At 70.0% G+C, this 11,656-nt stretch carries 12 protein-coding genes and 2 pseudogenes; 10 read left to right on the top strand and 4 right to left on the bottom strand.

Annotation, left to right across the window (positions count from 1 at the left end; genetic code table 11):
* The 3 genes from AC08OJ_RS14945 to AC08OJ_RS14935 form a co-directional block, all read left to right on the top strand.
* The coding region (locus tag AC08OJ_RS14945; protein WP_476593544.1) for a DNA-3-methyladenine glycosylase family protein at positions 1–723 on the top strand (723 nt) is incomplete at its 5' end.
* Complete coding sequence (locus AC08OJ_RS14940; RefSeq protein ID WP_476596026.1) at positions 716–1,159, top strand: methylated-DNA--[protein]-cysteine S-methyltransferase; 444 nt, start codon at positions 716–718, stop codon at positions 1,157–1,159. The genes AC08OJ_RS14945 and AC08OJ_RS14940, both read left to right, overlap by 8 nt.
* On the top strand, positions 1,156–1,872 hold the full coding sequence (locus AC08OJ_RS14935) for a 2OG-Fe(II) oxygenase (protein ID WP_476593546.1): 717 nt from the start codon (positions 1,156–1,158) through the stop codon (positions 1,870–1,872). The genes AC08OJ_RS14940 and AC08OJ_RS14935 overlap by 4 nt, the downstream gene beginning before the upstream one ends.
* Before the next feature lie 501 nt (positions 1,873–2,373).
* Here AC08OJ_RS14935 and AC08OJ_RS14930 read toward each other — a convergent pair.
* Positions 2,374–2,802, bottom strand: a complete 429-nt coding sequence (locus tag AC08OJ_RS14930) for a hypothetical protein (protein WP_476596025.1) — start codon at positions 2,800–2,802, stop codon at positions 2,374–2,376.
* 130 nt (positions 2,803–2,932) lie between these two features.
* On the bottom strand, positions 2,933–3,265 hold the full coding sequence (locus AC08OJ_RS14925) for a YnfA family protein (RefSeq protein ID WP_476596027.1): 333 nt from the start codon (positions 3,263–3,265) through the stop codon (positions 2,933–2,935).
* A gap of 212 nt (positions 3,266–3,477) precedes the next feature.
* Between AC08OJ_RS14925 and AC08OJ_RS14920 the strand changes: the two genes are divergently transcribed.
* Positions 3,478–4,710: a thiamine pyrophosphate-dependent enzyme gene (locus AC08OJ_RS14920; protein ID WP_476596024.1), complete on the top strand. Its 1,233-nt coding sequence runs from the start codon at positions 3,478–3,480 to the stop codon at positions 4,708–4,710.
* A gap of 101 nt (positions 4,711–4,811) precedes the next feature.
* Positions 4,812–6,587, top strand: a complete 1,776-nt coding sequence (locus tag AC08OJ_RS14915) for an aldehyde dehydrogenase family protein (RefSeq protein WP_476596023.1) — start codon at positions 4,812–4,814, stop codon at positions 6,585–6,587.
* Positions 6,588–6,711: 124 nt separating this feature from the next.
* On the opposite strand, the pseudogene AC08OJ_RS14910 reads toward AC08OJ_RS14915, so the two are convergent.
* Positions 6,712–7,392, bottom strand: a pseudogene (locus tag AC08OJ_RS14910) (acetoacetate decarboxylase family protein); the annotation flags it as partial.
* A 17-nt stretch (positions 7,393–7,409) separates the two neighbouring features.
* Here AC08OJ_RS14910 and AC08OJ_RS14905 point away from each other — a divergent pair.
* Complete coding sequence (locus AC08OJ_RS14905) at positions 7,410–7,904, top strand: LppP/LprE family lipoprotein (RefSeq protein WP_476593550.1); 495 nt, start codon at positions 7,410–7,412, stop codon at positions 7,902–7,904.
* A gap of 164 nt (positions 7,905–8,068) precedes the next feature.
* Here the strand turns inward: AC08OJ_RS14905 and mce are convergent, their stop codons facing one another.
* Positions 8,069–8,494: a methylmalonyl-CoA epimerase gene (gene mce, locus AC08OJ_RS14900; RefSeq protein WP_462188654.1), complete on the bottom strand. Its 426-nt coding sequence runs from the start codon at positions 8,492–8,494 to the stop codon at positions 8,069–8,071.
* A gap of 387 nt (positions 8,495–8,881) precedes the next feature.
* On the opposite strand from mce, the gene AC08OJ_RS14895 reads away from it, so the two are divergent.
* The 4 genes and pseudogenes from AC08OJ_RS14895 to clpP form a co-directional block, all read left to right on the top strand.
* Positions 8,882–9,370, top strand: coding sequence for a MerR family transcriptional regulator (locus tag AC08OJ_RS14895; RefSeq protein WP_476593551.1), 489 nt, complete (start codon positions 8,882–8,884; stop codon positions 9,368–9,370).
* Positions 9,371–9,742: 372 nt separating this feature from the next.
* Entirely contained in the window at positions 9,743–10,285 is a 543-nt protein-coding gene (locus tag AC08OJ_RS14890) for a MerR family transcriptional regulator (protein ID WP_476596022.1), read from the top strand.
* A 488-nt stretch (positions 10,286–10,773) separates the two neighbouring features.
* Positions 10,774–11,490, top strand: a complete 717-nt coding sequence (locus AC08OJ_RS14885) for an ATP-dependent Clp protease proteolytic subunit (RefSeq protein ID WP_462203099.1) — start codon at positions 10,774–10,776, stop codon at positions 11,488–11,490.
* A gap of 29 nt (positions 11,491–11,519) precedes the next feature.
* A pseudogene (clpP, locus tag AC08OJ_RS14880) lies at positions 11,520–11,656 on the top strand (ATP-dependent Clp protease proteolytic subunit); the annotation flags it as partial.

Below are 11,656 nucleotides of genomic sequence, written 5' to 3'. Positions count from 1 at the left end.
CGCGCGCCCGGTGCCGCCGACGCGCACGAACTCGCCGTCCGCGCGGTACTGGGCCAGCAGGTCTCGGTGCCGGCGGGGCGGCGGCTCGGCGACGCGCTGGTTGCCGCGTACGGGGAACCGCTTCCCACCCCCGATGGTGGTCTCACCCACCTGTTTCCGCGGGTCACCGACCTCGCCGAGGCGTCGTTGACCGAGCCGGGGATGCCACAGAGCAGGCGCGATACGTTGCGCACGCTCAGCGCCGCGCTCGCCGACGGCACCGTCCGTCTCGACCCGGGCGTCGACCGCGACGAGGCGGAGAAGGAGCTGCTGCTCCTGCGGGGCGTCGGTGCGTGGACGGCGGGCTACATCCGGATGCGGGCACTGGGCGACCCTGACGTCCTGTTGGAGAGTGACGTGGCCGCCCGGGCCGGGATGCGGCGGGTCGGCGCGGCCCTGGCGGACGCCGCGGCCTGGCGGCCCTGGCGCTCCTACGCCATGCACCATCTGTGGGGGCCGGGAGCGGAGGACCATCGTCGGGTCAGTCGCCGGACCAGTCACGAGTCGACGACGGCACCGGTCCGCGGAGGATCGATGGCACGGGAAAGGATGACAGCCGATGACCGTCTACACGACCCTGGACAGCCCGCTGGGCGAGCTGCTGCTGGTGGGAGAGGAACTGGTGGGAGAGGAATCGGACGGCGTGGCGGGCGGGATCGCCCTGAGCTCCCTGTCCATGCCTGAGCAGAGGGGAGCCGTGACGGTGGCGCCGCACTGGCGGCGTGCCCCGAGGTCCTTCACCGAGGCCGCCCGGCAGATCGAGGAGTACTTCGCCGGCGAGCGCCGGGTCTTCGAGCTGGAGTTCCTCACCCATGGCACTGCGTTCCAGGAACGGGTCTGGCGGGCGCTGGAGACCATCCCGTACGGGACGACGACCAGCTACGGCCGCCTCGCTGAACGGACCGGCGCCGCCCGCGGCGACGTGCGGGCCGTGGGCGCCGCGGTCGGCGCGAACCCCCTGCTGCTCGTGCGTCCCTGCCACCGCGTGATCGGAGCCGACGGCACCCTGCGCGGCTACGCGGCCGGACTCGCCCGCAAGGAGGCGCTGCTGCGCCATGAGGGGGTACTCGCGCCGATGTTGGACGCGCCGATGTTGGACGCGGCGGCGGCCTGGTCGTGACGGGTACCGGCCGGCTACCGTCACCGGACAACGTCGACTGGGCGCCGATCGGAGCAGAGCTGGACGTGGTGGGCTGCGCGCTCACCCCTGGGATCCTCACCCCGGCGCAGTGCCACGCCCTCGCGGAACTGTACGACGAGACGCGGCACTTCCGCTCCACGGTCGACATGGCCCGGCACCGGTTCGGGTCAGGAGAGTACCGATACTTCGGCCATCCGCTCCCAGAACTGGTCCAGCGGCTGCGCGAGACGCTCTACCCGCACCTGCTGCCCGTCGCCCGGGATTGGGCCGGTCGACTTGGCCGGCCGGCCCCGTGGCCGGACACCCTCGGCTCCTGGCTCGGCCGGTGCCACCAGGCTGGGCAGACCAGGCCGACGCCGCTGCTGCTGCGTTACGGCCGGGGTGACTGGAACGCGCTGCATCGCGACATCTATGGGGAACTCGTCTTCCCGCTCCAGGTCGTCATCGGCCTCGACGTGCCGGGCGAGGACTACACCGGCGGGGAGTTCCTGCTCGTCGAGCAGCGCATGCGCGCCCAGTCCCGCGGAACCTCCCTCGTCCTGCCGCAGGGGCACGCGCTGGTCTTCACGACCCGGGACCGGCCGGTGCGCTCCGCCCGCGGCTGGTCCGCCTCGGCGGTGCGCCACGGGGTGAGCACCGTCCGCTCGGGCCGGCGTCACGCTCTCGGCCTGGTCTTCCACGACGCTGCGTGACGCATCTACCCAGCAGCGGGAGCCAGTAGTGGGAGCGGTTGTGTGGCCGGGCTGGTAGGGCTGGTGACTGCCGGCGGGATGATCATTAATGCCATCGCCTCGGTGAGGGCAGCACTCCTGGCCGGGGAACGCCGTCTACGCGGCGACGAAGGCCGCGGGAGGCGGCCTGAGCGATGGGCCTGGGCGATGGTTCAGCGTGCCGCGCCAGGCGCGTCGTTCGCCTGGGCGAACGAGCTGGACACGGTTCTCGGGAGCGAAAGCGTATCCAGCTCCCCTGGACGCCTGCGAAGCGCCGCCGTGTCTCCTCGATGCTCTTGTCGACCTCGGCGTGGCTGATCTGGTCGGTGAAGGCGAGACGCTGGAGGGTGAGGTGCAGTCCTTCGGCCGGTACTGGGTCGAGGACGGGCAGGCGTAGCCGGTCCAGGCTGGCGAAGCGGACCCAGTCGTCGACGACTGGGTCCGCGGTGCGCGAGGTGGTCAACCTCGCTGTCAGCGACACCGCTAGGGACGGCTCGCGGGCAGCAGCGGCGCGGTGCGCAGCAGCGCCAGCAGCGGCCGGACCTCGTCGGGCACCGGCTCGGAGAACGTCCGCACCGCGTGCTCCCCGGGCCGGTCGATCTCCAGGGTGTAGACGAACCGGTCCGCGCCGATGTCGTGCCGCTCCCGGGCCTCGGTGGAACCCCGGGGCGCGGTGGAACCCCGGGGCGCGGTGGAACCCCGGGCCTCGGTGGAATCTACCTGACCGGCATCCGCGGCGTCCGTTGTGGCCGCGAGATCGCCGTGATGCACCGCCTCGCGGGCCAGGCGGCGCAGGTTCTCGGCCTCCTGCTTACTGAGATCGGCCGTGTCCAGACCGCGGCGCACGCTGCGCCCGAGAAGTCCACCGGAACGCTCCAGCACGACCCGTACACGTTCCGCGGTGCGCGCCATGAGCCATATTGTGCGCCGTCAGCCGTCAGCCGTCAGCCGTCAGCCGTCAGCCGTCAGCCGTCAGCCGTCAGCCGTCAGCCGTCAGCCGTCAGCCGTCAGCCGTCAGCCGTCAGCCGTCAGCCGTCAGCCGTCACACGCGCCGGGCGTACATGATGACGGCGACGCCGAGCAGGCAGATCGCGGCTCCGGCGAGGTCGTAGCGGTCGGGTCGGAAGCCGTCGACGGTCACGCCCCAGAGCAGGGAACCGGCGACGAAGACCCCGCCGTAGGCGGCGAGGACCCGGCCGAAGTGCGCGTCCGGCTGGAGGGTCGCGACGAAGCCGTAGGCGGCCAGGAACCCGATCCCGAGCCCCACCCAGACCGGCCCGCGGTGCTCGCGCACGCCCTGCCACACGAGCCAGGCACCACCGATCTCCGTGACCGCGGCCACCATGAACAGCAGCAGAGACCGGACGACGCCCACGTGCTTCACGATAGTCAGTATTCTCCCGGCATCGTCATCTTCCCGGCATCGTCCTGCGGCCTCGGAATCCTGTGGCCGGAATCTCGTCGTTACCTCGCCCGTGTTTTCACCCCGTCCGCACCGCGTAGTGTCGCACGGGTACACCGCTCTTTTTCGATGGTTTCCGATGGTAGGACGTCCTGTGATCTTCGGGTGGGGGAGGGGTACTCGGTATGAATGTCGTACGGGATCCGGAACTGATTACCGGCGGGCCGATGCAGCGGCTCGAACCGGATTCGGTGGGCGGTCCCGTTCCGCATCATTTTCCCGGTGCGTTCGGGGAGAACACCTCGCCCGCGGCGGGTGAACTCGACGATGGCGGCATCCGACTGCTTGCCCCCGATGGTTCGTTGGTCACCGATTCTCGGTTCTCGGTGCTCGCCGACCACGAGCTGCGCATGGAGTTCTACACCTCCATGCTCCTGGCCCGCCGGCTGGACGAGGAGGCCACGGCCCTGCAACGTCAGGGTGAGCTGGTCCTGTGGATTCCGCTGCGGGGGCAGGAGGCCGCGCAGGTCGGATCCGCCGCGGCCTCGCGTCCCCGGGATTACCTGTTCCCCAGTTACCGGGAACACGCGGTCGCCTGGCACCGCGGTGTCCCGGCGGTCGAGGTGATTCGGCTGCTGCGAGGAGTGAGTCACGATGGCTGGGATACGCACCGTCACAATATGGCTAATTACACGATTGTTCTGGCGGCCCAGACGCTGCACGCCGTCGGTTTCGGGATGGGGGTGCTCCTTGACGGCGCCGCCAGCACCGGCACTGGCGGCACTGGCACCGGCGACACCGATACCGACCTGGCGGTGATGGTGTATCTCGGTGACGGTGCGATGAGCCAGGGTGATGCCAACGAGGCATTCGTGTGGGCGGCGAGTTTCGGTGCGCCCGTCGTCTTCTTCTGCCAGAATAATCAGTGGGCGATTTCCACGCCGAGCTGGCGGCAGTCCCCGGTGCGGTTGGCCTGCCGGGCCGACGGGTTCGGCTTCCCCGGCCTGCGCGTCGACGGTAACGACGTGCTCGCGGTGCATGCGGTGACCACCTGGGCGCTCGACCATGCGCGCAGCGGTCGCGGCCCGGTGCTCATCGAGGCCAACACCTACCGGATGGCCCCGCATACCACCTCCGACGACGCGACCCGCTACCAGCCGCCGGAGGAGATCATCGCCTGGCAGGCCCGGGATCCCATCGAGCGCCTCCGTCGGCTGCTCGCCGCCGATGTTGAGGCCGGCTGGTTTGACGAGGTCCGCCGGCGGGCCGACGCCGCCGCGGCCGATCTGCGCCGGGACACCCTCGCCCTCGACCCGCCGGACCCCTCCTCGATGCTCGACCATGTCGCCGCGGAGGAGACGGCCGATCAGCGCCGGCAACGGGAGTGGTTCGCCGCGTACCGCGACTCGTTCCTCTGAGGATGATCTGAGGATGACGGGACTCGTTTCTCTGCGGGTGGCGGTCATATCCTCGCCGGGTAAGGGAAGGACGTTCCGTTACCAGCGGCGAGGAGCTCCCCATGCGGCCGACCGTGACGACCCCGGACGAGGAGACGACCTCGGAAAACCCGACGACCTCGGAAAACTCGACGAACCCGACAAACCCGGAGACCGTGGCGAATCGGGAGACCGGGGTGACTGGCGCGGTCGGCCCGGAGGCGGGCCCGGAGGCCGGCATCGGGACGCTCCTGTCGACGGATCCGGCCACCGGCGCGGTGGTCGCGAGCTTCCCGGTGATGGAGCCGACCCAGGTGCGGGCGGCCGTGGCGGCCGCCCGGTCGGCGGCGGGCTGGTGGGCGGGGCTTACGGCGGCACGGCGGCGCGACTATCTGCTGCGCTGGGCGGCGCACCTCGTCCGCCACGAGACTGAGCTGATCGACCTCCTGCACGCCGAGAACGGCAAGACCGCCGCCGATGCCCGCATCGAGCTGCTGCTGACGCTGGAACACATCCGCTGGGCGGCCCGCAACGCCGCCCGCGTGCTGCGGACCCGTCGGGTGTCGCCCGGTCCGTTCCTGGCGAACCACACCGGACGGATCGAGTACCGCCCGTTCGGGGTCGTCGGGGTGATCGGGCCGTGGAACTACCCGCTGTTCACCCCGAGCGGTTCGATCGTGTATGCCCTGGCAGCCGGTAACACGGTGGTCTTCAAGCCCAGCGAGTACACCCCGGCGGTGGGCGCGTATCTGGTCGCGGCGTTCGCCGCGGCGAATCCGGACGCGCCGGCCGGGGTCCTGACCATGGTCACCGGCTTCGGTCCGACCGGTGCCGCCCTGTGTACCGCCGGGGTCGACAAGATCGCCTTTACCGGCTCGCCCGCGACCGGCCGCCTGGTCATGGCGGCCTGCGCGTCGTCCCTCGTCCCGGTGGTGATCGAATGCGGCGGCAAGGATCCGCTGATCGTCGCCGACGACGCTGACGTGGCCGCCGCCGCCCGGACAGCGGTCTGGGGAGCGATGTCCAATGGCGGGCAGACCTGTGCCGGGGTCGAGCGGATCTACGTGACCGAGGCGGTCGCCGCGCCCTTCCTCGCCGCACTGCGCCGCGAGCTCGACGGGGTTCGTCCCGGCGCCGACCGGGACGCATCCTACGGTCCGATGACGATGCCCGGCCAGGCGGCGATCGTGCGCCGCCACGTGGCCGACGCGCTGGCCCGCGGCGCGAGCGCCCTGATCGGCGGGACGGAGTCGGTGGGGGACACCTTCATCGAACCGGTCGTGCTGGTCGACGTGCCGGAGGGCAGCCCCGCCGTGCAGGAGGAGACGTTCGGGCCGGTCGCCACCGTCCGGACCGTCGCCGACGTCGACGAGGCCGTCACGCTGGCCAACGGCACCCCGTACGCGCTCGGTGCGACGGTCTTCTCCCGGTCCCGGGGAGACGAGATCGCCAGCCGGCTCGACGCCGGGATGGTGTCCGTCAACGCGGTGCTGGCGTTTGCCGGGATGCCCGCCCTGCCCTTCGGGGGCAGCGGCGAGAGCGGGTTCGGCCGGGTGCACGGCGCGGAGGGGCTGCGCGAGTTCGTCCGCCCCCGCTCGGTCGCCACCCTGCGGATGCACGTGCCGGGAGCGACCCTGACCACCTTCCGCCGGGCGCCGGGTGCGCTCGCCGTCACAGCGGTGGCGGCGCGGCTCCGGCACGGCGGCGGCTGGGCCGGGCGGGTCAGGCCGGTCGGCGGGGCGGCTGGGCCTCTCGACAGGCCCCTCGGCGGGCACGCCGGGCCGGACGAGGGATGCCGTCCCGGCCGGCTCCGGCTCCGGCTCCGAAAATCATCCGGAAGTCGTCCAGACGGACGGTGAGCCGAGACCGGAGCCCGGTGAGGAAACCCAGCGGACCCTCCGCCGCCGGGTCCCATCGTGACCGGTGCAGGGCGAGCCGCCCGGCCAGCCGCACCGGGCTCACCCGGGGCTGGCCGTCGAGATCCTGCACCACGCGGAAGCGGACCGGCCACCTGCCCGGCAGCCGCTGTCCCCGGCTTACCGCCGCGGCGACGATTGTCCTGGTGGCGTCTGTCCCGGTGGCGTCCCGGGCGTGCAGGTGGGTGCCGCCGGCGTCCCGGGCCGTTTCCGGTCGTGTGGACGTGCCCGGTCGTTCGGTGAAGACGGCCAGTTCCTTGGGAATCCCCCACAGGGCGCGACCGCCGACCTGGGACGCCGGGCTGTCCACCCAGATATGCGGGACCGTCACGTGCAGGTGCCGCCTGTGCCATACCAGCAAGGCGGCCATGACCTCACGGTAGGCGAGGACGCCACGCGGATCGTAGCGAACCCAGGCGGTGGCCACCGGGACCCGGCCGAGAACGGTCACCGCCCGGGGAGGGGCGCCGGCCAGCGCCGCGCGGGGCACGAACCAGACGAAGATGACCATCGTACCGCGCAGCTCCCAGGGTTCCGGCGGATACGCCTCCCACCAACAGTAGTGCCCCTCGACAGTGGTCCCCGACAGTGCCCCCCGACGGCACGGCTTCCCGCCCGTTCCGGTGTGGAGCCTGCCGGATCCGCCGGCCGGGGGGCGGACCGGTCCGAATCCGGCGACATACCGGCCATATCCCCTAGCTGGTCGGCGCCCACCGAAGAGGGCATCTAGGTTGGGTCGGATCAGCACGGAACCTGGGAGGTCTCATGGCGCTACGTCGCGGACTTGCCGTTTCAGTGATGATCGGTACGCTTATCCTGATGGGCGGGATCGCCGGGACAGCCTCCGCTGTCTCGTCCACATCCGGCACCCCGGCGCTGAGCATCGCCAACGCCGCGGCGTTGGTTCGATCGGCGGGGTACACGCCGATCGTCCTCGGTGGTTATGACCGGAGCAACGATCTCAGCGTGATCGTCGGACTGCTGTCGACATCCGGGGACGGGCATCCGCAGCGGGCGTTCTTCTTCCACCGTGGCCGGTTCGTCGGCTACGACTTGCCGCAGCCGAGCGCCACGATTCGCTGGATCTGGTCCACCGACCGGGTCGTCGCCCTGCAGTACGACCTCTACCGGCCAAGCGATCCGATGTGCTGCCCGACGGCGGGTGGTGCGACCGTGCGTTACCAGTGGAACGGTTCATCGGTGGTCCCGCTCGATCCGGTCCCGACCGCGAACGTGTCCGCCGCGAGAAGCCGCCGCTGATCCGCGACCGCTGATCCCCGATCCATGATCCGTCCTGGGCCGGGGCAGTCGCCGGGGCAGTCGCCGGGGCAGTCGCCGGGGATTCGTCGCCCCGTGCCTTCGCTGCCCCGCCCGAACAGGGGCCGGACAGGGGATGGCGGCAACGCGGGGCCGTCCGGCCCGGCTCAGTGCCCCTCGGCGGCCTCGACGAGTTCGGTGAGCACGCCTCCGAGGCCCTTGGGATGGATGAACGCGATCCGGCTGCCGGCGGTGCCGTGCACCGGAGTCTTGTTGACCAGATCGAATCCGGTCGTGGTCAGGGCCGCGAGGGCGCTGTCGATGTCGGCGACGCCGTAGGCGATGTGGTGGATGCCCGGCCCCCGCTTGGCCAGGAACTTCCCGATTGGGCTGTCCTCGCGCAGCGGTTCTAGCAGTTGGACGTAGGAGTTCCCGGTCTTGCCGCTGTGGACCAGCAGCATCGCCTCGCGCACCCCCTGGCGCTCGTTCTCCTCCTGGTGCACGACCTCCAGACCGAATGCCTCCTCATAGCGGGGGATGGCCTCGGTGAGGGAAGCCACCGCGATCCCGACGTGGTCGATCCTGGTCAGCACAGCCGTCTCCTCGTTCTGCCGGCCCGCGATCGGGGCCTGTCCGCCGATGTCCCACCGCCCCTGGCGCGAAGCGACGGGGTCCGCGCTGAGCCTGCCGGTTCACGATCCCGGCGTCGACCGATCGGCCCCCGTGACGTGGGGTGACGTGGGCGACCCGGGCCGGGCCCCACCCTGCCCGCGGCCTCGCCAGGGGTCCACGTCGCCGGGGTGACTGTTGTCGTGGATGTTACCGTGGGCGGATATTGTTCTTCCGGTGTGTTCGCGGAGTGGCGGTGTGGTGTGCGGGGCCTCGTTGCAGACTCCGTTCAAGTCCCCGGAAGACAGGCCGTAGAGTCAAGTGCCAACTATTTTAGCCCGAGTCTTCGAGGCACGAACGTAAGGGTTACGGTGTCCACGACGCGTCGTGATCGTTCCGCGTTCCGCGCGGCCCGCGGAAACACCCGTCAGATAGGTGGGGTTGCCGAGCGGGTCGGGCTTTCGCTGCGCGCGGTCCGGTACTACGAGGAAGCCGGACTGCTTACTCCCGCTGGACGTACGCCGGGTGGCTTCCGCCTGTACGACGACGAGGCCGTCGATCGACTGCTCGTCATCAAGAAGATGAAGTCGCTGGGGTTCACCTTGGAGGAGATGCGGTCGCTGTTGTCGGTGCGCGACGAGCTGTCGGATTCGACGATCTCCGAGAGTCGGCGGACCGAACTGCGTGAGCGGCTGCATACCTGGGTCGTGCTGGCTGAGGAGAAGCTGGCCACCCTGCGGCAGCAGGCGGGAGTCGCGGAGGACTTCGTCATCGGCCTGCACGGTGATGCGGACCGGACGGTAGACGGACTCGTGAATCTATGGTCACCTCGTCCGAGATGGGTGCCGGAACCGCCATGATGGGGGCCCGTGCCCCGAGGTCGGAGCCGTCGGGATCGTCCGATCCCGGCAAGATATCCGATTTTACCCGGAGGTTCGGTTCGTTCAGGTTGTCTCGCCCGCCCGGGTCCTTCGCTGCGTCAAGGCCATCCGTTTTGCAAAGCTATCTATTTTGTGGGAGCCCCCCGGTTCGCCGGGGTGACCGGGATCCGGGGTGGCGGCCGGCGCTTGGGCTCCTGTGGAGCAACCGGAGTCGGTTGGTGACCGACGTCACGGTCGGCGTCGGCCATGGATTACCAGATCTTTACCGGTCCTGTGTAGCTGTGGGTGGCCGATACTAGAGACGCTTGACACTCGAATACCAGTCGTCATGCTCACGTGATAAGGGTTGAATTGTCCATAACCAGCAGCGCCGGGTCTTCCGCCGATGCCTGTGACGGCTGCTACCGGATCGGTGACGTTGCCACCCTGGTGACCTTGTCCCTGCGTACCGCCCGCTTCTACGAGGATGCTGGCCTGCTCACGCCGGTAGGCTACACAGCGGGTGGTTTCCCGCTGTACGACGACGACGCACTCGACCGTTTTTTCCTCATTAAGAAGATGAAACCGCTGGGGTTCACGCTCGAGGAGATGCGGTCTCTCATCACATTGCGTGAGCGGATCGGCCAGCCCGATCTTGCCCCAGATCATCGCAGGGAACTGCGGGAACGGCTGAGAACCTGGGTTACCCTGGCCGAGGAGAAGCTCGCATCCCTGCAGGAACAGGTGCGCCTCGCCGAGGACTTCATGATTGGCCTGCGGGACGATACCGCCCGGTCGCTGCGGGAAAGCCCGGATCGCCGGGACGTCGTTGATCAAGGCGATCTTGGTCCCGGTCGCCTGGACAGCTCGTTCCTCGATTTTCTCGATGATCCTTTCGGGCCCGAGGAGAACTGACCCGGCTCGCTCTACCCGGCCCGCCCGGGCCATCCGGGCCGGCATCACGAGGCACAGCGCCCCCACCGGCCTGGCCGCGGTGGCGTGACCTCATGTCCCGTGGTGCCTCATGTCCCGTGGTGGTCGAGCCGCGCTGCTGGAGATCGGTGACGGTCCGGGGCTGGGGTTCGTCATCAAACTGCGGCCTTCCCAGGCAGGGACACCCTCCGGCGGTCGGCTCGACACGGGTCGAGGGTCGGCGGGTGCCGCCCGGGTGGACCGGACGATCCGGCGGGGGCGCCACGGGATCCGGGACTGGCCGGGCAGGCGTCGTCGTCCGGTATCCCCTTGGGGAAGGTCGCTGGAGTCGTTCCACGGGACGTCGCGTCTGCCGTGAGCAGATCTGCCGCCAGCAGATCAGCGCCATGGGCGCGGATTTCCCGGCAACGCTGGTGACGCCGGCCCATCGTGCTCGCACCCATTCCCGACGGCCGGCGGGAGGACGTACCATGATCGAATCTTTTCCGCGCCTCACGCAGGCCGGGCCGGGGGGTCCGCACCGGGCTACCGCGCAGGCCGCTGCACCCGGGCTCGGCTCCGCGGACGACCAGGTGTTCAGCCGGCTCCTCGAGAACCGGATCGTGTTCCTTGGTTCCGTGGTCGAGGACGCGGTGGCCAACGCGATCAGCGCCAAGCTGCTGCTGCTCGCCGCCGAGGATCCCGCGGCCGACATCTACCTCTACATCAATTCGCCGGGTGGCTCGGTGTCCGCCGGCATGGCGATTTATGACACGATGCAGTACGTCGGAAACGACGTGGCGACGGTCGCGCTGGGTCTCGCCGGTTCGATGGGGCAGTTCCTGCTCTGCGCCGGCACGGCGGGCAAGCGCTACGCGCTGCCCCATGCCCGGATCATGATGCACCAGCCGCACGGCGGCATCGGCGGCACCGCTGCTGACATCTCTATCCAGGCCGAGCAGATGCTGTACACCAAGCGCACGCTGCAGGAGCGAATCGCCTTCCACACCGGGCAGACCGTCGAGCAGATCGAGACCGACTCCGACCGGGACCGGTGGTTCACGGCCGAGGAGGCCAAGGAGTATGGTCTCGTCGATCACGTGGTCGCCCGGGTGGATCAGGTACCCAGTGTGGTCAGTGGAGCGGGCATCGGTCTGCGGCGGGCGGGCCGCACCGGTTTCGGCCCCGGCGGCGGGAGCGGGCGATGACCGGGCGGCCTCCCGCCGCGAGCGGGATCATGCTGGGCGGCGGTGCACCGAGGGCCCGTCACGTCCTGCCGAACATCATCGAGAAACCCTCCCGCGGCGAGTACGGCATGGATCCGTACTCGAAGCTGCTCAAGGAGCGGATCGTCTTCCTCGGTGTGCAGATCGG

This window comes from Frankia sp. CgKIO3 (genome assembly GCF_977946435.1).
This window is presented reverse-complemented; position numbering and strand designations above follow the sequence as displayed.